This window comes from Streptomyces sp. GbtcB7, assembly GCF_019091445.1.
In the GTDB taxonomy this organism is placed as follows: Bacteria; Actinomycetota; Actinomycetes; order Streptomycetales; family Streptomycetaceae; genus Streptomyces; species Streptomyces mirabilis.
Window position 1 is genome coordinate 16,701 of the sequence record NZ_JAGXJM010000037.1, and the last position, 22,261, is coordinate 38,961.

24 protein-coding genes are annotated in these 22,261 nt (G+C 71.3%); 8 read left to right on the forward strand and 16 right to left on the reverse strand.

Features of this window, described 5'->3' with window-relative positions; all coding sequences use genetic code 11:
* Positions 1–40: 40 nt before the first annotated feature.
* Entirely contained in the window at positions 41–1,216 is a 1,176-nt protein-coding gene (locus KVT44_RS42920) for a 4-hydroxybenzoate 3-monooxygenase (protein ID WP_217573371.1), read from the forward strand.
* Positions 1,217–1,413: 197 nt separating this feature from the next.
* Positions 1,414–2,292 (forward strand): Bax inhibitor-1/YccA family protein, encoded by an 879-nt coding sequence (locus KVT44_RS42925; protein WP_075027323.1) that lies wholly within the window; start codon positions 1,414–1,416, stop codon positions 2,290–2,292.
* A gap of 107 nt (positions 2,293–2,399) precedes the next feature.
* Here KVT44_RS42925 and KVT44_RS42930 read toward each other — a convergent pair whose 3' ends face one another.
* Positions 2,400–2,630, reverse strand: a complete 231-nt coding sequence (locus tag KVT44_RS42930) for a DUF4287 domain-containing protein (RefSeq protein ID WP_054237274.1) — start codon at positions 2,628–2,630, stop codon at positions 2,400–2,402.
* Between the two features lie 103 nt (positions 2,631–2,733).
* On the opposite strand from KVT44_RS42930, the gene KVT44_RS42935 reads away from it, so the two are divergent.
* Positions 2,734–3,045, forward strand: a complete 312-nt coding sequence (locus tag KVT44_RS42935; RefSeq protein WP_190171926.1) for a hypothetical protein — start codon at positions 2,734–2,736, stop codon at positions 3,043–3,045.
* A gap of 33 nt (positions 3,046–3,078) precedes the next feature.
* On the opposite strand, the gene KVT44_RS42940 is transcribed toward KVT44_RS42935, so the two are convergent.
* From KVT44_RS42940 to KVT44_RS42950, 3 genes are all read right to left on the reverse strand, one after another.
* Positions 3,079–3,864: a hypothetical protein gene (locus KVT44_RS42940; protein ID WP_190171927.1), complete on the reverse strand. Its 786-nt coding sequence runs from the start codon at positions 3,862–3,864 to the stop codon at positions 3,079–3,081.
* Positions 3,865–4,149: 285 nt separating this feature from the next.
* On the reverse strand, positions 4,150–5,370 hold the full coding sequence (locus KVT44_RS42945; RefSeq protein ID WP_099922281.1) for an acetyl-CoA C-acetyltransferase: 1,221 nt from the start codon (positions 5,368–5,370) through the stop codon (positions 4,150–4,152).
* 363 nt (positions 5,371–5,733) lie between these two features.
* Positions 5,734–6,759 (reverse strand): SGNH/GDSL hydrolase family protein, encoded by a 1,026-nt coding sequence (locus KVT44_RS42950; RefSeq protein ID WP_177324017.1) that lies wholly within the window; start codon positions 6,757–6,759, stop codon positions 5,734–5,736.
* A 143-nt stretch (positions 6,760–6,902) separates the two neighbouring features.
* Here KVT44_RS42950 and KVT44_RS42955 point away from each other — a divergent pair, with 143 nt between their 5' ends.
* On the forward strand, positions 6,903–8,297 hold the full coding sequence (locus tag KVT44_RS42955) for a cystathionine beta-synthase (RefSeq protein WP_054237278.1): 1,395 nt from the start codon (positions 6,903–6,905) through the stop codon (positions 8,295–8,297).
* A 458-nt stretch (positions 8,298–8,755) separates the two neighbouring features.
* Here KVT44_RS42955 and KVT44_RS42960 read toward each other — a convergent pair whose 3' ends face one another.
* The 4 genes from KVT44_RS42960 to KVT44_RS42975 form a co-directional block, all read right to left on the reverse strand.
* On the reverse strand, positions 8,756–9,190 hold the full coding sequence (locus tag KVT44_RS42960; protein ID WP_217573373.1) for a hypothetical protein: 435 nt from the start codon (positions 9,188–9,190) through the stop codon (positions 8,756–8,758).
* Positions 9,191–9,292: 102 nt separating this feature from the next.
* Complete coding sequence (locus KVT44_RS42965) at positions 9,293–10,006, reverse strand: carbonic anhydrase (protein ID WP_308314264.1); 714 nt, start codon at positions 10,004–10,006, stop codon at positions 9,293–9,295.
* Between the two features lie 83 nt (positions 10,007–10,089).
* Positions 10,090–10,602 carry a cysteine dioxygenase family protein gene (locus KVT44_RS42970; protein WP_099922283.1) on the reverse strand — a complete coding sequence of 171 codons (513 nt, stop codon included), beginning with the start codon at positions 10,600–10,602 and terminating at the stop codon, positions 10,090–10,092.
* The gene (locus tag KVT44_RS42975; RefSeq protein WP_217573375.1) at positions 10,599–11,498 is read right to left on the reverse strand and encodes an amidohydrolase; all 900 of its coding nucleotides are present in this window, start codon (positions 11,496–11,498) and stop codon (positions 10,599–10,601) included. Before KVT44_RS42975 ends, KVT44_RS42970 begins: the two co-directional genes overlap by 4 nt.
* A gap of 185 nt (positions 11,499–11,683) precedes the next feature.
* Between KVT44_RS42975 and KVT44_RS42980 the strand changes: the two genes are divergently transcribed.
* Complete coding sequence (locus KVT44_RS42980) at positions 11,684–12,688, forward strand: LacI family DNA-binding transcriptional regulator (RefSeq protein ID WP_217573377.1); 1,005 nt, start codon at positions 11,684–11,686, stop codon at positions 12,686–12,688.
* Between the two features lie 213 nt (positions 12,689–12,901).
* Here the strand turns inward: KVT44_RS42980 and KVT44_RS42985 are convergent, their stop codons facing one another.
* Genes KVT44_RS42985 through KVT44_RS43000 form a run of 4 tightly spaced genes read right to left on the reverse strand, consistent with a single transcriptional unit; the run spans position 12,902 to position 16,209 of the window.
* Positions 12,902–13,834: an ABC transporter substrate-binding protein gene (locus tag KVT44_RS42985; protein WP_217573379.1), complete on the reverse strand. Its 933-nt coding sequence runs from the start codon at positions 13,832–13,834 to the stop codon at positions 12,902–12,904.
* A 14-nt stretch (positions 13,835–13,848) separates the two neighbouring features.
* Positions 13,849–14,520, reverse strand: a complete 672-nt coding sequence (locus KVT44_RS42990) for an ABC transporter permease (RefSeq protein ID WP_099922287.1) — start codon at positions 14,518–14,520, stop codon at positions 13,849–13,851.
* Between the two features lies 1 nt (position 14,521).
* Positions 14,522–15,163: an ABC transporter permease gene (locus KVT44_RS42995; RefSeq protein ID WP_099922288.1), complete on the reverse strand. Its 642-nt coding sequence runs from the start codon at positions 15,161–15,163 to the stop codon at positions 14,522–14,524.
* Positions 15,160–16,209 carry an ABC transporter ATP-binding protein gene (locus KVT44_RS43000; protein WP_217573381.1) on the reverse strand — a complete coding sequence of 350 codons (1,050 nt, stop codon included), beginning with the start codon at positions 16,207–16,209 and terminating at the stop codon, positions 15,160–15,162. Before KVT44_RS43000 ends, KVT44_RS42995 begins: the two co-directional genes overlap by 4 nt.
* A 142-nt stretch (positions 16,210–16,351) precedes the next feature.
* Between KVT44_RS43000 and KVT44_RS43005 the strand changes: the two genes are divergently transcribed.
* From KVT44_RS43005 to KVT44_RS43015, 3 genes are all read left to right on the forward strand, one after another.
* A complete protein-coding gene (locus KVT44_RS43005; RefSeq protein WP_217573383.1) occupies positions 16,352–18,046 on the forward strand; it encodes an aromatic amino acid ammonia-lyase in 1,695 nt (564 codons plus the stop codon).
* A gap of 137 nt (positions 18,047–18,183) precedes the next feature.
* Positions 18,184–19,017, forward strand: a complete 834-nt coding sequence (locus KVT44_RS43010) for a MurR/RpiR family transcriptional regulator (RefSeq protein WP_190171992.1) — start codon at positions 18,184–18,186, stop codon at positions 19,015–19,017.
* Between the two features lie 104 nt (positions 19,018–19,121).
* Positions 19,122–19,691 carry a hypothetical protein gene (locus KVT44_RS43015; protein ID WP_217573384.1) on the forward strand — a complete coding sequence of 190 codons (570 nt, stop codon included), beginning with the start codon at positions 19,122–19,124 and terminating at the stop codon, positions 19,689–19,691.
* A 23-nt stretch (positions 19,692–19,714) separates the two neighbouring features.
* On the opposite strand, the gene KVT44_RS43020 is transcribed toward KVT44_RS43015, so the two are convergent.
* The 4 genes from KVT44_RS43020 to KVT44_RS43035 all read right to left on the reverse strand — a co-directional run bounded on the left by KVT44_RS43020 (position 19,715) and on the right by KVT44_RS43035 (position 21,964).
* Entirely contained in the window at positions 19,715–20,089 is a 375-nt protein-coding gene (locus KVT44_RS43020) for a hypothetical protein (protein WP_054231414.1), read from the reverse strand.
* Positions 20,090–20,166: 77 nt separating this feature from the next.
* Entirely contained in the window at positions 20,167–20,670 is a 504-nt protein-coding gene (locus KVT44_RS43025; RefSeq protein WP_099925626.1) for a roadblock/LC7 domain-containing protein, read from the reverse strand.
* Positions 20,671–20,708: 38 nt separating this feature from the next.
* Positions 20,709–21,440 carry a transcriptional regulator gene (locus KVT44_RS43030; protein ID WP_254650691.1) on the reverse strand — a complete coding sequence of 244 codons (732 nt, stop codon included), beginning with the start codon at positions 21,438–21,440 and terminating at the stop codon, positions 20,709–20,711.
* A gap of 125 nt (positions 21,441–21,565) precedes the next feature.
* A complete protein-coding gene (locus KVT44_RS43035) occupies positions 21,566–21,964 on the reverse strand; it encodes a hypothetical protein (RefSeq protein ID WP_054236907.1) in 399 nt (132 codons plus the stop codon).
* Between the last annotated feature and the right edge of the window lie 297 nt (positions 21,965–22,261).

Here is a 22,261-nt window from a genome sequence, read left to right on the forward strand (position 1 = left end):
CCGGACTGCGGGCTGAGCGGAACGCGAAGGGGCGTGCCGGATGCGTACCACCGTCGGAATCATCGGAGCCGGGCCGGCCGGCCTGCTGCTGGCGCGGTTGCTGCACAACGCGGGGATCGACTCCGTCGTGCTGGAGAGCCGCGACCGGGCGTACGTCGAGCAGCGCCAGCGCGCCGGGATCCTGGAGCAGGGGACGGTGGACGTGCTGCGGGCCGCCGGGGCCGGCGGGCGGATGGACCGGGAGGGGCTGCGGCACGACGGGATCGAGCTGCGGTTCGCGCGGGAGCGGCACCGGGTCGACTTCCCCGCCCTGACCGGCGGCAGTTCCGTGATGGTGTACGCCCAGACGGAGGTCTGCAAGGACCTCATCGCGCTCCAGCTCAAGGAGGGCGGCCCGCTGCTCTTCGGGGCCGAGGCGCTGGCGGTGGAGGGGGCGGAGAGCGAGCGGCCGCGGGTCCGCTTCCGGCATGAGGGGCGCGAGGACGTGCTGGAGTGCGATTACGTCGTCGGCTGCGACGGGTTCTGGGGGGTGGCCCGGCGGGCGATACCCGCCGAGCACTCCCGTGTATTCGAACGGACGTACCCCTTCGGCTGGCTCGGGATCCTCGCCGACGTGCCGCCCTCCCACGACGAACTGGTCTACGCCCGCCACGACCGCGGCTTCGCCCTGCTCAGCATGCGCTCGCCCGCCGTCTCCCGGCTCTACCTCCAGGTGCCCGAGGGCACGGACGCCGGTTCGTGGGCGGACGAGGAGATCTGGGACGAGCTGGAGCGGCGCTTCGAGACCGCGGACGGGTGGAGTCTGGAGCGCGGGACCATCACCTCCAAGTCCGTCACCCCGATGCGCAGTCATGTTCACGAGCCCATGCGGCACGGGCGGCTCTTCCTCGCCGGGGACGCCGCCCACATCGTTCCGCCGACCGGCGCCAAGGGACTGAACCTCGCCGTCGGCGACGTGGTGACGTTCGCCCGCGCATTGGTCCACCTGGAGGAGACCGGATCGGCGGAACGTCTCGACGCGTACTCCGAGACCTGTCTGCGCCGCGTCTGGCAGGCCGAGCGGTTCTCGTACGACATGACCACCCTGCTGCACCGCGCCCCGGACGCGACCCCCTTCGAGGACCGCGTCCAGTTGGCCCGGCTGCGCCGGATCGCCACCTCGCGGGCGGCCGAGACGGACCTGGCGGAGGGTTACACCGGGTTTCCTCTGGACTGATCGCCGCAGAGTCCCGAGACCCCGCCGGGCAGGGCGTAAGGGGCCTGTCACGGCTTGGTACCAGTGCGCGCGGGCCGGGAAACACACGCGTACCTTGGCAGCGTGAGGGAAAGATCCTCCCCAGGCAGTAGGGCCAATCCTTTGCCTACCCATTACCCTTGAGCCAAGGCCCCACACGGTGGCCATGGAGGAGTGAAATGAGGAGCAGCAACCCGGTCTTCTCGCGACGGGGGTTCAGCCGCGACAACGGCTACGCGGGATTCAACGCGGCGCCGCAGGCCGGGGGACCCGCTGTCGGCACGCAGGCCAATCCGTACGCGCAGGGTGGCAACCCCTACGCGCAGAACCCTTACGCCCAGCAGGACCTGCAGCAGGGCGCACCGCCGCAGGCCCCGGTCTCCACCGGCCGGATGACGATGGACGACGTCGTCATGCGCTCGGCCATGACGCTCGGCACCGTCACCGTGGGCGCGATCCTCGCCTGGGCGCTGCTTCCGGTGTCCAGCACCAGCTACGGCCTCGCCATCGGCGCCGCGCTCGTCGCGTTCGTCCTCGCGATGGTGCAGTCCTTCAAGCGCACGGCCTCGCCCGCGCTGATCCTCGGTTACGCCGCCTTCGAGGGCGTCTTCCTCGGGGTCATCAGCGAGATGTACAACAGCCGGTGGAGCGGCGCGCCCTTCCAGGCCGTGCTCGGCACCATGGCGGTGTCCGGAGCGACCCTCCTCGTCTACAAGGCGGGCTGGGTCCGGGTGACCGCGCGGTACGCGCGCATCGGTATGACCATCGCGATCGCCTTCGTGGTCGTCACGGCGGTCAATCTGTTGCTCGTCGTCTTCGGCGTCGCCAACGACGGCGGACTGCGCAGCATGGGCCCGCTGGGCGCGATCGTCGGCATCCTGGCGATCCTGATCGGCGCGTTCTTCCTGACCCTCGACTTCAAGCAGATCGAGGACGGCATCGCGTACGGGGCGCCGAAGGAGGAGGCCTGGCTGGCCGCGTTCGGCCTGACCATGACCCTCGTGTGGATCTACGTCGAGATGCTGCGGCTGGTCGCCATCTTCAGCGGCGACGACTAGCCGACCCCGCCGGCCGAACGGGCCGGTGACCGACCTGAAGGGCCCGCGAACCGATGGTTCGCGGGCCCTTTGCCATGGGGATGCCTGGTCCTGGTGGTGGTGCGCGCTCAGAGCAGCTTGCGCGCGGCCCTCCTCAAGTCGTACTCATGAATGATCGCCTTGGCGTGGCCGTACGCGAGGTTGTGCTCGGCGCGGAGCCAGCTGACCTTCTCTTCGAAGCGGAAGAGAGCGGGGCCTTCGTCGACGGTGCGCAGCCAGTCGGATACTTCACGACCGGTGCAGTGGGGAATGCGGGCGAGCAGATTGCGATGGGTCTCCTGGGAGAACACTTGGGACATCGGCGCCTCCGGACGCAATGGGGTGTAAGCCGGTCCTTCACGCCACGGTGCCTGAGGGTTCGGTTGTTGGCAACAGTCCCGTCGCGGCGCGTAGTCTCGCGGCGTGCTTGATACGACGCCGCTGACCCGAGCCGTGGACCACTTCGCCGACCGGTTGCGGGCCGCTCCGCAGAGCCGGCTGCAACGGGGGGCCGCCGCGGAGGCGCTGGGGCTGGCCAGGGAGTTGGCACGGTGGGCGCAGCGTGTGGAGGACCCCGCGACTGAGCCCTTGGAGATGCCGGACGCGGGGATGTTCGCCGTCGCCGATCAAATCACCGTCGCGGCGCATGATTTGGCGGTCGTCCTGAGGGACGAGGGGGAGCTCGCGGAGGCGTTGATGTTGGTGGAGGAGGCGCAGAAGAGAGCCGGGGTGTGACGCCGGTACAGGGACCTACAGGGACCTACAGACCTACAGGGACGCTATGACCCTGTCCGCCAGGATGTAGATGCTCTCCTCGCCGCAGGCGAAGGTCAGGGCGTAGGCGCCGGAGACGCCGGAGCCGCCGAGGAGGAACGGGGTTTCACCGGCGCGCAGGGCCGCGGCCAGCCGTTCCGCGGTTTCGCGGTGGCCGGGGGTCATGCACAGGGTCGTACCGTCGGCGAAGACGTAGACGTCGAGGGTGCCGAGCGGGCCGGGGCGGACGTCCGCCAGCTCCGTGCGGGACTCGGCGAGCTCCTCCAGGCAGGACACCGTGCGCTCGTGGTCGTTCACGACGGGTGACTGGACCGGGACGAAGTCCGGGTGCGAGGGGTGGCGGCGGCGGGCCGCGGCCAGTTCGGGCGAGTCACCCGCGTACTCGTCGACGTCGAGGCCCGCCTCGGTGACCGGCTCCAGGGGCTCCAGGCTCAAGAAGTCCGACTCGCGGGGCATGAACAGTTCGCTGTCGGGCAGACCGAGCAGCGAGGGCGCGTCCGAGGCGTCACGCGCCTCCTGGGCGGCCCAGAACGCCCGTGCCTCGGCGAGTTCCCGCTCCCGCTCCTCGGCGAGCGCCTCGGCGACGGCAGCGCGTATCTCGTCCGTGTCCGCGGCCGAGCGCGCCGCCGGTACGAGGCCGTGCGGGATGGTCGTGGCGCGGCTCTCGGCCAGCTCCTTGTGGAGGGCCGCGACCTGCCGGCGCAGACCCTGCAGGGTGCGCAGAACGGCGACGCCCACGGCCGCGGTCGCGGCGGTGGTGAGCAGCAGAGCAATTGGCATGGCGCTCACTGACGTACTCCCGGTTCAAAGTCGACCCCCCGACTTCCTACATCAGCTTGAAGGGCGGACCATCCTGCTGTCAGTGCGTAACGTCACGAATAGGACAGGACTTTGGCCCTGGGGTTTAGTCGCGCAGCGGCTCTGACCTGCGTAAATCCCTCCCCGAGGGGAGATAGGTCACATCTTGGGGGGGATTGGATCACAAATCGGCCCAGAGTCCCGGTGGTTACTGGGCTCTGGGCCGATTCGGTCACGCTGGGCTCAGTGGCGGTTACCCGAACGGAACTAGCTGAGGCGCTCGATGACCATCGCCATGCCCTGGCCGCCGCCCACGCACATCGTCTCCAGGCCGAACTGCTTGTCGTGGAACTGGAGGGAGTTGATGAGCGTGCCGGTGATGCGGGCGCCGGTCATGCCGAAGGGGTGGCCGACGGCGATGGCGCCGCCGTTCACGTTCAGCTTCTCCAGCGGGATGTTCAGGTCGCGGTAGGAGGGGATCACCTGGGCGGCGAAGGCCTCGTTGATCTCGAAGAGGTCGATGTCGTCGACGGTCAGGCCAGCGCGCTGGAGGGCCTGCTTGCTGGCCTCCACCGGGCCGAGGCCCATGATCTCGGGGGAGAGGCCGGTGACGCCGGTCGACACGATGCGGGCGAGCGGGGTGAGGCCGAGCTCGCGGGCCTTCGTGTCGGACATGATCACGAGAGCGGCGGCGCCGTCGTTGAGGGGGCAGCAGTTGGCGGCCGTGACCATGCCGTCGGGGCGGAAGACGGGCTTGAGGCCCTGGACGCCCTCCAGCGTCACGCCCGCGCGCGGGCCGTCGTCCTTGCTGACGACCGTGCCGTCGGGGGTGGTGACCGGGGTGATCTCGCGCTCCCAGAAGCCGTTCTTGATGGCTTCCTCGGCGAGGTTCTGGGAGCGGACGCCGAACTCGTCCATGTCCTGGCGGGTGACGCCCTTGATGCGGGCGAGGTTCTCGGCGGTCTGGCCCATCGCGATGTAGGCGTCCGGGACGAGGCCGTCCTCGCGCGGGTCGTGCCAGGTCGAGCCCTCGGACTGGGCCACGGCCTCGGTGCGGGCCTCGGCCTCCGCGAAGAAGGGGTTGCGCGTGTCGGGGAGGGAGTCGGAGTTGCCCTTGGTGAAGCGGGAGACCAGCTCGACGCCGGCCGAGATGAAGACGTCGCCCTCGCCGGCCTTGATGGCGTGCAGGGCCATGCGGCTCGTCTGGAGCGACGAGGAACAGTAACGGGTGATGGTGCAGCCCGGGAGGTGGTCCATGCCCATCTGCACGGCGACGATGCGGCCGAGGTTGTTGCCCTGCTCGCCGCCGGGCAGGCCGCAGCCGAGCATCAGGTCGTCGATGTCCTTGGGGTCCAGCTCGGGGACCTTGGCGAGGGCGGCCTGAATGATCGTGGCGGTGAGGTCGTCCGGGCGGAGATCCTTGAGGGAGCCCTTGAATGCGCGGCCGATGGGGGAACGGGCGGTCGAGACGATCACGGCTTCGGGCATCACGGCTCCATGGGCGCTATGGGGTGGACGGGCAGGGCTGCTTGGGAAGTTACCCGCCCGTACCGCCCGGGTCACCGCTCCGACGGTGTGACTAGGACCGCATTTCTAAGCGCTTGCTTTCCTCGCTCTGGCTGCTCGAGACGTTCAGGCGCGCGAGAACCCGGGGCGCAGCCCCGTCTCAGGGGCGCGGGGAACTGCGCGCCAAGCCCCCACCGGCCGGCAGTCGAAGAGTGTCGGGCGGGCGGGCGGGGAATCGGGGCGACGCCCCGCCCTGGGGGCGCGGGGAACCGCGCGACCAGCCCCCGCGCACCCGCAGCGGCAGGACACACCCTCGGCGCCCGGCGTCTCCACGCGTCCGCCGTCTCACGCGGACGGCGTCGGCGCGGGAGCCGGGTCCGTGGCGGGGACGCGCCGGCGCCGGCGGCGCTTGAGGAGGGCCCACGGGCCCCGCGGCCCCGTGGGCATGGCGGCCGTGACCTCCGTGCCCGGCTCGGACGCCGCCTCCGCCGCGGCCCGCGCGACCGGCAGGAAGCCCTCGCGACGGGAGACGTCCGGGCGTTCCTCCTCGGCCGGCCAGAGGCCCAGCGCCGCGCAGACGGTGGGAAGGACGGCCATCGCCGCCGTCGCGTACCCCTCCGCCGAGGGGTGGTAGTTGTCGGGGCCGAACAGCTCGCGCGGATTCGCCTCGAACTCGGGTCCCAGCAGGTCGCCCAGCGAGACGGTACGGCCGCCCTGCTCGACCGTGCCGATGGTCTGCGCGGCGGCGAGCTGGCGCGAGGCGCGGCGGGCCAGCCAGCGCAGCGGCTGCTGGACCTGCTCGACCGTGCCCAGGTCGGGGCAGGTCCCGACGACCACCTCCGCCCCCGCCGTACGCAGCCGTCGCACCGCGGCCGACAGATGGCGGACCGACCGCGTCGGCGGCATCCGGTGGGTGACATCGTTGGCGCCGATCATGATCACGCAGACGTCCGGCACCCGCGAGGTGTCCGCGAGGGCGACCGCGACCTGCCGGTCGAGGTCGTCGGACTGGGCGCCGGGCAGTGCGACGTTGCACATCTCCACGGGGCGTTCGGCGACCGCCGCGAGCCCGGACGCCAGCAGCGCGCCGGGCGTCTGGCGGGCCCGGTGCACGCCCTGCCCGGCCGCCGTCGAGTCACCCAGCATGGTCAGCCGCAGCGGCGGCCCGTCCTGCACGGCGTACGCGTACCCGTAGAGACCGTCCGCGCGGGGCGCGTGCGCGTGCCCGTTGCCCACATGGCGCTTCGCCAGCTGCACCTCGGCCAGCACCACCCCGACCGCCGCGGCACCCACCAGCCCGATCCCGCCGCCGCCGTACGCCGCGCCCGCCGCGATCCGCCGTGCCACCCTCGCCCTCGACAAGCTCGACATACGTCGCCGCCACCTCCTCGTAGCCGTACAAACACTGCTTGCCCCGTGGAGCAGGTCGGCCAATCTCAACGGCGAGTGAACCGTCACCCGGGGCCTTAGGCTGACGGGACCATTCCTGTTAAAACGCAGCTCCGGAGACAACGGTGCAATTCCACGACTCGATGATCAGCCTCGTCGGCAACACCCCGCTGGTGAGGCTCAACAACGTGACCGCAGGTATCCAGGCGACCGTCCTGGCGAAGGTTGAGTACTTCAACCCCGGCGGGTCCGTGAAGGACCGCATCGCCCTGCGCATGATCGAGGCCGCGGAGGAGAGCGGCGCCCTCAAGCCCGGCGGCACGATCGTCGAGCCGACCAGCGGAAACACCGGGGTCGGGCTGGCCATCGTGGCCCAGCAGAAGGGCTACAAGTGCATCTTCGTCTGCCCCGACAAGGTGAGCACCGACAAGATCAACGTGCTGCGGGCGTACGGCGCCGAGGTCGTCGTCTGCCCCACGGCCGTCGACCCGGAGCACCCGGACTCGTACTACAACGTCTCCGACCGGCTGGTCCGTGAGACGCCCGGCGCCTGGAAGCCGGACCAGTACTCCAACCCGAACAACCCCCTCTCGCACTATCACTCCACCGGCCCCGAGCTGTGGGAGCAGACGGAGGGGAGGATCACCCATTTCGTGGCGGGCGTCGGCACCGGCGGCACGATCTCCGGGACCGGGCGCTATCTGAAGGACGCGAGCGACGGCAAGGTCAAGGTCGTCGGCGCCGACCCGGAGGGGTCCGTGTACTCCGGCGGGTCCGGGCGGCCGTACCTCGTCGAGGGCGTCGGTGAGGACTTCTGGCCGACGGCGTACGACCGTACGGTCGCGGACGAGATCGTGGCCGTGTCCGACAAGGACTCCTTCCAGATGACGCGGCGGCTCGCGAAGGAGGAGGGGCTGCTCGTCGGCGGCTCCTGCGGGATGGCCGTGGTCGCCGCGCTGCGGGTGGCCGAGCGGCTCGGACCCGACGACGTCGTGGTCGTGCTCCTCCCCGACAGCGGGCGCGGTTACCTCAGCAAGATCTTCAACGACGAGTGGATGGCCGACTACGGGTTCCTGGAGGACTCCGGCCCGAGCGCGCGCGTCGCGGACGTGCTCAACGACAAGGTGTCCGGCGCCATCCCCTCCCTCGTCCACATGCACCCGGACGAGACGGTCGGCGAGGCCATCGAGGTGCTGCGCGAGTACGGCGTCTCGCAGATGCCGATCGTCAAGCCGGGCGCCGGTCACCCGGACGTGATGGCCGCCGAGGTCGTCGGGTCCGTCGTCGAACGGGAGCTGCTCGACGCCCTGTTCACCCAGCGCGCCTCGTTGCAGGACCCGCTGGAGAAGCACATGTCGGCGCCGCTGCCGCAGGTCGGCTCCGGCGAACCGGTCGGCGACCTGATGTCCGTACTCGGCAGCGCCGACGCGGCGATCGTGCTCGTCGAGGGCAAGCCCACCGGTGTCGTCAGCCGCCAGGACCTGCTGTCCTTCCTCGCCAAGGGTGGCGCCAAGCAGTAGGCGCCGACGGGCGGCCCGCGGGCAAGAAGGCGCCGGTCGGGGCGATTTCCGCAGGTGGCAGGAGGATATTTCCCGAAGTTCCCCTCCTGAGGGGGATCTTCCTGCCTTTCGGCAGGGAACTTCGCGGAAGTGGTACGAGCGCGTCACGTCCGCGCAGCACCCGCTTAACACGGGTCCGGCACATTAGTGGGTGTCGGCAGGGCGGGAGCGGCTCCCCGCCCCGGCCGACGCCAAAACGGCGCCAAGGACCTCCGGAGCGGCTCCCGGACCTCCATGGACGCCACGGACGCGCAAGCCCGGCCCTGACCCGGCACGCGTCCCTCGCGGGGACCGCCGTCGTCCCGCCCCCCGGTAACGGGGGTGCGGCGGTCCCCGCGCAATACGTGAGGGCCCGGCACCAGTCAGGTGCCGGGCCCTTCCCGTGTGCACGTCGCGATGTACCGACGCTCCTCGCTCGCCTAGTCCTCCCAGTCGGAGTCCTTGCCCCTGCGGCGGCCGAAGAAGTTCGGGGTGACGCGCGCGGCCTGGACCACGTTGACGCCCACGATGCCGGCCCAGGCGACCAGCAGGCCGGGCAGATGCGCCACGCCGCCGCCGATCGCGGACAGTGGGACCGCCAGGACCAGCGACACGATCCCGAAACCGAAGCGCTCCCCCCACGAGTCGGTGGTCCCCTGCGGCGAGCGCGTACCGCGGGCCACCACCATCTGCTGCTCGGCCAGCTGCCGCCGTACCCGGCGGTCCACCGCGCCGTCGAGGCGCTGTTCGACCTTCTCCAGGAACGAGTCGACGAGCGCGGACTCGTACTCCTCGCCCAATTCCCTGCGTGCGTGCAGGGTGGCGTCGAGTTCCTTCTTCAGTTCGGCGTCGCCGCCCGCTTCCCTACCGGTCATGCTGTTCACGTTAGAGAGCGATGGCCCCCGTGGCACTGGGGATAGCCCCCCTGTTGGGGCTGGGCTGCACCCCCGTGAGGCCCGACATCCGCCGGACAGGCCCTAGGGGAGGAGGGTGACCAGGCCTGAGTCGAGGTCGAACCGTGCGGCGACCACATGCGCCGCGGTGAAGGCCGGGTCTGCCCGAATCGCGTCCCGGACCCAGGCCGCGTGCGCCCGCACGGTGTGGTCGGCCCAGTCCCCGGGCACCGCCCGGGTGCGGAGCGCCGCGGGCGTGATCTCGTCCACCAGAAGGGCGAGGTGGCCGGGCACGGGTGCCCCCGTACGGAGGTGTTCGAGCGTCGCCGCGACGGCCCCGCAGCGCTCGTGCCCCAGCACCAGCACGAGGGGAACGCCCAGCTCCTCCACCCCGTACTGGACGGATGCGAGGACCGCCTCGTCGAGCACCTGCCCGGCGGTCCTTATGCAGAGCAGGTCCCCGATCCCCTGGTCGAAGACCAGCTCGGGCGGGACGCGGGAGTCGATGCAGCCGACGACGACCGCGAACGGGTGCTGCCCGGCGGCGAGGACATGCCGCCGGGCGCGCTCCTCGTGCGGATGACGGGGTTGCCCGGCGGCGTACCGCCGGTTGCCCGCGAGGAGTTCGTCGAGCGCCGCGCGGGCGGTCGCCGGCCGGGAGCGGGGTGCGGCGACGGCCGGAGTCGACGCGGTGGTGGTGAGTACGGAGGCGGTGGTCGCCGCCAGAAAGGCCCTGCGGTTCGGGGGCATGACGCTCCCTCGGGAGTTGTGCTTGTAGCGCTCGATCACCGTACGCACACGCCCACTCACCCTGAGTGTCGATTTAATGATCCTTGGTTGAATCGTCGTCGGATCATCGCTGCCGCGATACCGCCCCTTGATCAGGCGGCGGAGCTGTCCACGGGAAGGTCCAGGGGCCGCAGCTCGTCCGCGTACGAGACGGAGATCCGGCGCATCAGGCCGTCCTCGGTGATGTCGTACTGGCCCAGGCGCCACAGCGGCGGCGAGTACGCGTGGATCGACACCGCGTCGTCGGTGGCGCCGGTGAGACGGTGGATGTGCTCGGGGCCGAAGCAGAAGGACTCGCCCGCGCCGACGGTGACGGACAGATGGCTGCCGCCGATGCGCGGGTTGGACTCGGTCAGCGAGCCCTGCACGACACCGACCGCGCCGGAGGAGATGTCGTGGTCGTGCCAACCGGTGTCGTTGCGCCGGGTCCAGCACAGCAGCCAGACATCGACGTACTCGTCGCGGTACAGCGACGCGTAGTGCCGCTCCTCGTCGGAGAACGCGACCTGCTCGCGCCAGAGTTCGGGGCGGGTGGCGAGGTCGTCGACGAGGGCCTGGAGCTCGCGCTTGTCGAGCGTGCGGTCCGGCAGGGCCTCGTACGTCATGGGGTGGCTCCCTTCAGGAGGCGGGCGGGGTTGACGGTGCGCAGGGCGTGGACGGCGGCGGCCGCGCCGAGGTCGGGGACGGTGGGCGAGGCGTAGGGGCGGTCGCTGCCGCTGACGACCACGTCGATGCCGACGGCCCGCACGAGCCCGTCCACGGCTCGCGTCCCGTACGACGAGGTCTCGTAGAAGGCGTCGAAGTCGACCTCGCCGCGCCCGCCGCCGCGCGCCGCGAACCGTTCGCCGTGCAGCGGGGCGAGTCCCGCGAGGGCGGCGAAACAGACGCGCAGACGGGGGTGACGGGCGCGGCCGAAGGCGCGGAAGGCGAACCAGGACGCGTGCATCTGGTGGACGTACGGGACCAGCGCGGGCCACCAGGGCGGGGTGCCGGGGGTGGGCGGGGCCGTGCCGGGGTGGACGAACAGCGGCTTGTCGTGGCGGGTGAGGACGTCGAGGAGGGGTGCGCAGAAGTCCCAGCCGGCCGCGTCCAGCAGGGCGGTGGCGGGGAGCTGGAGGCCTGCGCAGCCCCGGCGGAGTTCGCGCTCGACCGCGTCCGGGGCCGTTTCCGGTGCCGACAGGCAGGGCGAGGCCCAGACGCCGAAGGGGGCCGGGAGCGCGAGGGCGCCGTCGTGGAAGGCGGCGAGCAGCGGGGCGGCCTCGGCGGGCGGCAGGTGTTCGATGCCGAGCGGGCTGGAGAGGGAGACCAGGGCCAGGTCCAGGCCGTCGGCGTGGGCGAGTGCGGTGCGGGCCGTGACGTCGTGGTCGGCCGGGTCGACCTCGTACGGCGGCTCGCCCGCCAGGTGCAGGGTCCAGCCGTCGAGGTACGGCGGTGCGGTGCGGGCGCGCAGCAGCTCGACGAAGGCGGGCGGCCAGATGTGCTGGTGGACGTCGGTGGGCACGCGGCGGTCCTCGGGTCCTCGGTCTTCGGGGAGGGGTGGGGTGGGCTGACTGGTCTGAACGTGGTTAACCGCTTCACTTATGCGGTTAACTTAAGCGGTTAACAAGCCTTTCTGTCAACCATGCACCCCTGGGTGGAGGGCGCCGCATGCCCACGATGTGGACGTGTCCCGGTAGGCTTCCCGGCATGGCCAGGCCCAATAAGCGCACCACCCTCCGGGAGGTGGCCGAGGCCACGGGTCTCTCCACCGCCGCCGTCTCCTACGCCCTGCGTGGCAAGCAGGTCTCGAAGGAGACCGAGGAACGGGTGCGCAAGGCCGCCGCCGAGCTCGGCTACGAGGCCGACCCCATCGCCCGCGCCCTCGCCAGCGGGCGCACCAGCATGGTCGGTGTCCTCGCGGGCGATCTTCAGGATCTCTGGCAGCAGCAGCTGATGGCCGCCATCGGCCGGGAACTGCTGGCCGGCGACCGCTACGCGCTGATCCTCGACGCGGGCGGTGACCCCGACCGTGAGCTGAAGCTCGCCAAGCAGCTGCGCGACCAGCGTGTCGACGCGTTGCTGGTGTCGCCGGTGAATCCCTCGGCCGAGGAGTGGGCGGCGATCGCCGACGCGTTGCCGGTGGTGGCCGTCGGGGACTCGCTCAGCGCGGCCCGTACCGCCGGGCAGGTCATCTTCGACAACCGGGCCGGCATCGACTCCGTCCTGGAATATCTGTACGGGCTCGGCCACCGCCGGGTGACCGTGCTGACCCCGACCCGGCCGAGCACGCCCGACCGGCCCGCCGACGTGTACGTCCGCGAGGCCGCCGAACGGCTCGGGTTGCGTGCCGAACTGGTTCCGTGTCCGCAGGAGTTGGGCGAGGCCACGGTCGTCGCCCGACGTCTTCTGGACGGGCCCCGGCCCGCGACCGCCGTCTTCTGCTTCTCCGACTCGCTGGCGTACGGGGTGTACGCCGCCGCCGCCGAGGCCTCGCTGTCCGTCGGCCGGGACGTCTCGGTGGTCGGCTTCGACGACCATCCCGTGTCCCGGGTCCTCACCCCGCCGCTGACCACGGTGGACTGGGGTCTTCCGGAGATCGCCGCGGAGGCGGCACGCTTGACGGTCGCGGCGATCGAGGGGAAACGGGTGCGGAAGAAGCGGATCCTCTGCGCGCCGAGGATGAGTGAACGGGGCTCAGCGGTCCGGGTATAGCCCCCCAGGTTCCTCGCCCCCGCCGCCCCTACCCGTCCCATCCCGTTCCTGGGGGCTCCGCCCCCAGACCCCCATCGGCCTGAACGGCCTCGTCCTCAAACGCCGGACGGGCTGAGAGCTTTCAGGGGCGCGGGGAACTGCGCGACCAGCCCCCTCCCGCCCGCAGCCGAAGAAGCACCCACGGGGTCTGGGTCGGAGCCCCAGGGGAGGGGATCACGCCAGCTTCTTGGTCTTCAGCCAGCTGTTGGCGACCGCGTCCGGGTCCTTCTTCTCCTTGTCCACCAGGCGGTTGAGCTTGGTCAGTTCCTCGGAGGTGAGGACGTTGCCGAGGCTGGCCAGGGCCTTGCGGACCTTCGCGTCGGCCTTGCGGGAGGCGATGAGGGGGACGATGTGCTGGGAGGGGATCAGGTTGAGGGGGTCGGTGAGGACGACCCAGCCGTTCTCGATGACGTCCACGTCCGTGGTGAAGACGTTGGCGACGTCGATGTCACCCTTCTTCAGCGCGCCCTTGACCAACGGGCCCGAGGAGTCGAGGGACTTGAACTCCTTGAACTCCACCCCGTAGCGGTCCTTGAGGCCCACGACACCGACGACCCGCTTCTTCATCTCGGCTGCGGCGCCCAGGACCAGTTTGCCGTTGGCCTTGCGCAGGTCGGCGAGGGAGGTCAGACCGTACTTGGCCGCCGTCTCCTTGGTGACGGCGAAGCTGTCGCGGTCCTCGGCCGCCGCGTAGGGGAGGACCTCGAGGCCGCTGGGAAGCACCGTCGTCAGCGTGTTCTGCATCGCCCCGGCCTCGGTGTCCGTGGCCTTGTCGTCCAGGTACAGGAGCAGGCTGCCCTGGTATTCGGGGAGAAGGTCGATGTCGCCGCCCTCCAGCGCGGGCACGACGATCTCGCGTGAGCCGAGGTTGGGGCGGACCTTCGTCTTGATGCCCGCGGCGCCCAGGACACCCGCGTACAGGTAGCCGAGGATCTGGTTCTCGGTGAAGTTGGCGGTGCCGATGGTCAGGCCGCCGGCGCTCGATCCGGAGCCGCCACCGCTGCCGCCGCCGGAACTGTCCAGCGAGGTGATGCCGCTGCTGCAGGCGGCCAGGGCGGGGACGGAGGCCGCGGCGAAGAGGCCGCCGAGCAGAGTCCTACGGTTCATGGTTCTTCGGCTCCTCAGTGGGCGGCGGTACGACGGTGACGGAACAGGTAGCGCTGGAGTCCGGCCAGCGCGAGGTCGAGCACGACGGCGACGATCGCGACCAGCGCCGCCCCGCCGAGGACCTGGACGAGATCGCGCTGCGCCAGGCCGTCGAAGACGTACCGGCCGAGGCCGCCGAAGCTGACGTACGCGGCGATCGTGGCGGTGGACACCACCTGGATGAGGGAGAGGCGCAGGCCCGTCATGATCAGGGGGAGGGCCAGCGGGATCTCGACCTGGAACAGGACCTGGTGGCCGCGCATGCCCTGGCCCCGAGCCGCGTCCTTCACCTCCGGGTCGACGGCGCTCATGCCGGCGTAGGTGTTGGTGACGATGGCCGGTACCGCGAGGACGACGAGGGCCACGTACACCGACCACAGCGACAGGCCGCTGACCAGGAAGACCAGGACGACCAGGCCCACGGTCGGCAGCGCCCGGCCGAAGGAGGACAGGTTGATGGCGAGGAAGGCGCCCTTGCCGGTGTGACCGATCAGCAGGCCGAGCGGGAGCGCGATCGCGGCCGCGATGAGGGTGGCGAAGAGCGAGTACTCCAGGTGCTCGGTGATCCGGTGCGCGATGCCGTCGGTGCCGGCCCACTGATCGCCGCTGACCAGCCACTTGGCGAGGTTCTTGAAGAGTTCGTACATGTCAGGCTCGCCGCCTCGTCCACGGAGTGAGTACGTACTGGATCGCGACCAGCAGCGCGTCCGCGACCAGCGCAAGCAGCAGGGTCAGGACCACGCCGACGATCACCGGTGTCGGGAAGTTGCGCTGGAAGCCGTCCGTGAAGAGCTGGCCGAGTCCGCCGTCGCCGATGTAGGTGGCGACGGAGACCAGGGAGATCGACATGACCGTCGCGATCCGCACGCCCGCCATGATCACGGGGAGGGCGAGCGGGAGTTCGACGGTGAGCAGGGTCCGCAGCGGGCGGGTGCCCATCGCCTTGGCGGCTTCCTTGGTCTTCACGGGGACCGAGTCGAGGCCCTCGACCGTGTTCCGGAGCAGAACGACCAGGGTGTAGACCGTCAGGCCGATGACCGTGGTGGTGCGGGTCAGGCCGCTCACCGGGAGCAGGAGGACGAAGATCGCGATCGACGGGATCGTGAAGAGGACGTTCGAGAGGCCGAGGAGCACGCCGCGCAGGGCGCGCACCCGGTGGGCCACGACGGCCAGCGGGAGGGAGATCAGCAGGCCGAAGAAGACGGCCAGCAGCGCGGCCTGGAGGTGGGAGAGGGCGAGGGAGGTGAGGTCGTGGGTGTGGTCGCCTATCCAGGACCAGTCGACGGTCATATCGCCACGCTCGCGGTGCCGTGGGTGCCGTGCGCCTTGCTCGCGTGCTCGTGGATGTCGTCGCGGGAGGTGACGCCGGTGAGGACGCCGTCGGCGTCTACACGTGCCACCAGTCCGGTGGGCGAGGCGATGGACTCGTTGAGCGCCGCGAGCAGGGAGTCGGTGTCCTTGAGCGGTCGTACGGGGAGTTCGGCGTCGTCCGCCGTCGCACGCCAGTGCCGCGGCTTGCGGGCCTCGTCGAGGACGAGGGTCCAGGCGCCGCCCTCGGGGGCCGGGCCCTGCGGTACGTCGGCGAGGTGCTGGAGCGAGAGGAGCTTGAGGCCCCGCTCGGCGCCGAGGAAGTCGGCGACGAAGTCGTCCGCGGGGCGGGCGAGCAGGTCGGCCGGGGTCGCGCACTGCACGAGATGGCCGCCGGTGCGGAAGATCGCGATCTGGTCGCCGAGCCGGACGGCCTCGTCGATGTCATGGGTGACGAAGACGATGGTCTTGCTGAGCTCCTTCTGGAGGCGGAGCAGTTCGTCCTGGAGCTGGGTGCGGACGACCGGGTCGACCGCGCCGAAGGGCTCGTCCATGAGCAGGACGGGCGGGTCGGCGGCGAGCGCGCGGGCCACGCCGACGCGCTGCTGCTGGCCGCCGGAGAGCTGGTGCGGGTAGCGCTTGCCCGCGTCGGTGGCGAGGCCGACGGTCTCCAGGAGCTCGGACGCCCGCGCCCTGGCCTTCTTGCGGCCCCAGCCCAGCAGCAGCGGCACGGTGGCGATGTTGTCGAGCACCGTGCGGTGCGGGAAGAGGCCGGCCTGCTGGATGACGTACCCGATGGAGCGGCGCAGTTCGGCCGCGTCCTGCTCGAGGACGTCCTTGCCGCCGACGCGGATGGTGCCGGAGGTCGGGTCGACCATCCGGTTGATCATCCGGAGGGTGGTGGTCTTACCGCAACCGGAAGATCCGACGAGGACGGTCACGCCGCCTTCCGGCATCTCCAGAGAGAGATCGTGGACTGCGGTGGTGCCGTTGGGGAAGCGCTTGTGGACCGTGTCGAACTGGATCATGAGGTGTCCCTTGCCCGGTCTGCATATCGTCATGCAGAGTTCTCTGTACCTGAATAGGTTGTCAACGGTCCGGTGTTAATCGCTGGTTACTTATGACCACCAGGCAAGATCCAATGTCCGGATTGAGGGGAGTTTTTGCTCTATGTCGTCTCGGAATGCGGACACGTCGAGAGCGGTGGTGGCCGGTCTCACCGCCGGTCTGGTGGTGCTCGACGGGCGCAGCACCGGTGTCACCGACATCGTGCGGCTCGCCGACGGGGCCGCGCGGCCCGTTCCCGGCACCGAGGCGATGAAGCGCGTCGAGCAGTCCTGGGACGCCGCCCGGCAGATCGCCGCCACCGGTCGCGTCTACGGGCGCTCCACCGGCGTCGGCGCCAACCGGAACGAGGACGTGCCGACCGAGGCCGCCGCCGAGCACGGGCTGCGCCTGCTGCGCAGCCACGCCGGTGCCATCGGTGAGGAGCTCCCCGCCCGCCAGGTCCGGGCCATGCTCGCCGTCCGCGCCAACCAGCTCCTGGCGGGCGGAGCGGGCCTGCGGCCCACCGTCGTCACGGCGCTGTGCGAGGCCCTGGAGACCGGCGCGTACCCGGTCGTGAACGAGTTCGGGTCGGTGGGTACGGGGGACATCGCGGCGCTGGCCCAGGTGGGGCTTGCGCTGGTGGGGGAGCATCCCTGGCGGGGGCCGGACGCCTCACGGACGTCGTCCGTGTCGGCCGTACGGTCCGAGTCGCGGTCCCCGGAGCAGGGTGCGCCGCCCCAGGTACAGGCTCCGTCGGTCCAGGCCCAGGGGCCGTCGCCGCTCGGTCTCGGGGAGAGGGTGACGTCCTTCGGGGAGGAGGTGTCGTCCGTCGGGCAGGGCCTGCCCCCCGAACCCCAGCCCCTCGACAACAACGACGCCCTCGCCCTCATCAGCAGCAACGCCCTCACCCTCGGGCAGTCCGCGCTCGCCCTGGACGAGCTGCGGGGGCTGATCGAGGCCACCCAGGTCGTCGCCGCGCTGTCCCTGCTGGCCGTCGACGGATCGCACGAGGCGTACGCGGCGCCCGTGCACGCCGCACGCCCGCACAAGGGCTCGGTCGAAGTCGCGCGTCGGATGCGGGAGTTGATCGGAGCGGCGGACCGGCCCACCCCGCCGCTCGGGCGGATCCAGGACCCGTACGGCTTCCGGTGCGTCCCGCAGATCCACGGGCCCGCGCAGGACGCCGCGGACGCCCTCGAAGAGGTCCTGGTCGTCGAGATCAACGCCGCCGCCGAGAACCCCCTCATCTCGCCCGAGGACATGGCCGCGTACCACCATGGCGGCTTCTACCAGGCCCAACTCGCCCTCGCCCTCGACCACTTCAGGCTCGCCGTCACACAGGTGGCGCGGCTGTCGACCTCCCGGCTCTCCACCCTCAACGAACCCGCCTACACCCGCCTGCGCCCCTTCCTCGCCGACCACGAGCCCGCGTCCTCCGGCGTGATGATCCTGGAGTACGCCGCCGCGGCCGCCCTCGGCGACCTGCGCGCCTTCTCCGCGCCCGCCTCGCTCGGCCACGCTGTACTCTCCCGGGGCGTCGAGGAACAGGCGAGCTTCGCCTCGCTCGCCGCACGGCAGACACTGCGGGCGTGCGGTGCCTACCGTCTCGTCGTGGGCTGCGAACTGGTCTCCGCCGTACGGGCGCTGCGCCAGCGCGATCTGCGGCCCGACCCTGAGCTGCCGGTCGGACGGGCGATGGAACTGGCCGAGTCCGTGCTCGGCCTGGACCAGACCGACCGGCCGCTGACGGACGACGTGACGGCGGCGGCCGCGCTGCTCGACCGGTTCACGGACATCTGGAGGGGGAGCGAGTCATGAGCGTGGACAGGAGCACGGACGTGAGCGCGGAGGCGAAGGCTGACGTGAATGCCGAAGTGAAGGCCGAGGTGAAGGCCGGCGTGAAGGCTGGCATGAAGGCCGACGTGAATGCCGGCGTGAAGGCCGACGAGAGCGTGATGGACAGTCCCGCCGGGCGCCTGCAGGCGCTCTTCGAGGGGCACCGGCTGACGCCCACCCAACGGCGCATCGCGCACAGCATGGTGCGCAGCGCCGCCGACGTGCCGTTCCTCTCCAGCGTCGAACTCGCCGAACTCGCCGGGGTCAGCCAGCCCTCCGTCACCCGCTTCGCGGTCGCGCTCGGCTTCGACGGCTACCCGGCGCTGCGCAAGCACCTGCGCGAGGTCGCGCCCACCGAACAGACGGTGGCCCCGGGCTCGTACAACGAGTACCAGCAGGCCGTCGAGGCCGAGATCGAGAACCTGAAGCACCTCGCCGAGGTGCTCGCCGACCCGCGCCCGGTGCAGCGCGCGGGACGGCTGCTCGCCGCCTCCCGTCCGCTCCCGGTGCTCGGGCTGCGCGCCGCCGCCTCCCAGGCGTACGGCTTCGCGTACTTCGCCGCCAAGGTCCACCCGGACGTTCGGCTGCTGCACGAGGGCGGCACCATGCTGCACGACCGCATCGACGCGGCCGTCCACGCCGGAGCCACCGCCCTGCTCTGCTTCGCGCTGCCCCGCCACCCGCGCGAGGTCGTGGACTCGCTCGCCTACGCCAAGGGGGCCGGGCTGACGGTGGTGACGGTCGCGGACTCCGCGTTCGCGCCGGTCGCCAAGGTCTCGGACCTCCTTCTGCCCGCCGCCGTCGGCACCGGGCTCGCCTTCGACACGGCCTGCTCCCCGATGCTCCTCGGGCGCGTCCTGCTGGAGGCGATGTGCGACGACATCCCGGACGCCCAGACGCGGCTGGAGGAGTTCGACGCGCGGGCGGCGGCCAGGGGCCTGTTCGTGGAGTAGTCACGGTTCGGTGGAGTGGCCCCGCTTCTCAGACTCGTCTCACCTTCGCTCGTTAGCGTGCGCGCCCAAAGACGCTGAAGACGCAAGCACGGGAGGCGGAGAACGTGGCGCGCGGAGGGCAGGGGCTGGCTCGGGTGGCCGTCGTGGTGAGAGCCGGGGCGGCACCGCTGTGGTGGTTCGGGGTGTTCGCGGCCGGTATCGGGGTGCTGTTGCCGGGGTTGACCGGACGCCGGATCGGGGTCATGGCCGGGGCCGCGCTGTTCATCCTCGCGGGCGTCGTGGTGGCGTACACCCGCAGGAAGCGGTACGCCGCACTCGTTCGCTCGGCCGCACGCGCCGGCAAGCAGGACGTGCTCCAGGACCGGGCCGTGACGGTACGCAACTGGCGCCGGGGCCATCGTTGGTGGCTGCTGCTCGCCTTCGTGGCCGCGCTCGGCAGCTCCTTCGCGGTGCCCGCCGCGGGCGGCATGCTGCTCGCCGGCGCGGGCGTCGGGCTGTGGCTCAAGGCCGGCTGGCTCGGGCGCCGGGAACGCGCCGAGGAGGCGCTGATCTGGGTGCGCGTCGACTGGCTCGGCCGACGTGCCGGGGCTCCCGCCGGAAAGCCGGTGAAGGCCTGCCGGGCCACCGGAGTGGCGGCCGGCGACGCCGCGCCCGGCGGAGCGCGACGCCGCTGACCCGAGGCGGCGACAGGGGGTCGCTACACCTCGAGGTCCGCCTCGATCCTCTTCAACTGGTGCCGGGCCATCGCCAGGTTGGACCGCTTGGCGTCGAGCACCAGGTACAGGAAGAGCCCGTTGCCGCCGCGCCCCTTGATCAGCCGGATCAGGTGGTACTGGTCGGACAGCGTGATCAGGATGTCCTCGATCTCGCCCTTCAGTCCGAGGTGCTCCATGGTGCGGATCTTGGCGCGGACGACGTCGGTGTTGCCCGCCGCCGCCACGGTGAGGTCGAAGCCCTTGCTGCCGCCGATCGTGCCCAGCGCCATTCCGCTGGTGTAGTCGACGAGGGCGGCTCCGGTCGCGCCCTCGATCGAGGCGAGTGCTTCCTTCAGCGCGGTTTCGGTGTTGGTCATGGTGTGGTTCTTCCTTTCGGCTTGTCGGTCCGACTTTTCGGTCCGACTTCGGCCCGACCTTCGGTCCGACTCTTCGGTCAGCTTTCCGATGCGGTAGGGGTGTTGGGGGTGGGGGGCGTTCGGGGAGTGCCGCGCGCCGTACGGGTGCGCGTCGGCATGGAGGCGGGCCGCGTGGGAGCCCGCGCCGGGGCGACGGGTTCGCCGCGCGCCGTCGCGGCCTCGACGAGCTCGCCGATCCGGGTACCGGAACGGCGCCCCTCCAGATGCAGCCGGCCGACGTTGACCCGGTCCTGGGCCAGCAGCGTCAGCACGGCGGAGCCGCCCGCCGCGTACGTCGCCACATAGCCGTCGACGCCGCGCACCAGCAGCTCGCGGAACTCGCCCTGCCCGGTGGCGTCCGCCATCCGCACGGCCACCCCCAGCGCGGCCGCGGTGAGCGCGGCCACGCCCTCGGGCTCCACTCCGGGTGTGTCGTGGGCGAGCACGAGTCCGTCGACGCTGGCCGCCAGCGCACCGGTCAGCTGGGGCACGCGGGCCCTCAACCGGTGCAGCTCGTCGAGGACTTCGGGTTCCGCCGCCATCAGCAGTCTCCTCTCGGCACGCTGTCGCAGCGCGCGGATCACAGGGCCTCCAGCGCGTCTCGGAGCCGACGCAACAACGCGACGTCGGGATCGGCGGAAGGCTGGGTGAGCACCTTGGGCAACGGCGCACGCTCCGGCGCGTTCGCCGCCGTGACGAACCCGGCCGCGGCCAGCCGACGGACGTCGACGAGGGTGTGGAACGCGGGCCGCCCCAGGGCGAGCGAGATGTCCGACGCCGTCCGCAGACCGTCCACTCGGCCGAGCACGGCCCACTGGCGCAGGGGGACCGACGGTTCGGCGGCGCGCCGGGCGCGTGCCAACGGGGCGGTGTCCGTCGCCGGGTCGGGCCAGACCCGGTGCAGCAGTTGGCGGCGGCGCAGCGTCTCACGCTCCACCGCGGCCACGGGCACGGGACGCACGGGGCCGAGCCAGTGCGCGGCCCCGTACCGGAACCGGGCCGGAGTGCTGCTCGGCCCCAGCACGAAGTACGCCGCGTCGTACAGCGCCCCGAGATGGCACAGCTCCAGCGCGCCCTCGGCGATCCGCCCGCGCTCGACCAGGAACCGCCCGACCCGCCGCCGCGCCCCGGCCTCGGCGACCGCCTCCCGCCAGGACTCGGCCGCCAGCACTCCGCGCGCGGTGAGCAGTACGTCGAGCGAGGGGGTGGCGGGGCTCTCGGCGTGCACGACCTCTCCGTCACAGAGGTAGAGCACCCCGCGCTCGCGCACCAGCACGCCGGTGGCCCGCTCGGCGGCGAGTCGGCTGAGCATGGGCGAGAGGCCGACAGGGACCGCCGCCCTGTCGTTGTCGTTGTTGCTGTCGTTGTTGCGGCCGTGGTCCTGGCCGCTGTCCTTGTGCACGGCGAGTTCGAGTGCGGGCGGTGTTCTGACCGTCGTCATCCCAGTACCAGCCGTCCGGCCATCTCGCCGAGCCGGATCCGGGCCAGCGCGAGATTGCCGTCCGCCCGGTCCAGCCACAGATGCAGGAACACGCTGCTGTCGAACGTGGTCCTGACGAACCGCAGCAGGTGGTAGCTGTCACGGTTGCTGACGATCAGGTCCTCGACCGGGGTCTCCTGCTCGGACCAGTCGGACCCGTCGGACGGGGCGAACGCCTTGTGCTCCGCGGCCAGCCGGGCGAGCTCGGCTGCCTCCGCCGCGGTCGTCTCGTGGTCACCGCCCGGGGCGTCCCCGACCGTGCCCAGGGCCAGCCCGCTGGTCCAGTCGACCACCGCGGCGCCCCGGGCACCGGGCAGTCGCATGGCTTCCAGTAGGCACTCGTCGATTCCGGGCACCACGTATCCCCTCCCGCCAAAGGGTTCGGCCGAGTGACGCCGAAGTTACGCAACGTGTGCGCGACGGGTGAGGGATCTGGCATTTTCCTGTGGAACATGCGCGCGGTGGCTAAGGTGGGTCAACTGACCATATTTTCAGTCCTCTTGAGGCTGTTCGGATGCCGGTCAGGGCGTTGTGAAGGCGCGCCAGGGGGCGCTCGCAGGTCCGCCGGGGTGCGCGTCGAGGCCACGCACGCCGTGTTCTATTTCGGGGTGCCGGGTGCCGGGTGCCGGGTGCCAGGTGTTGGGTGCCGGGGG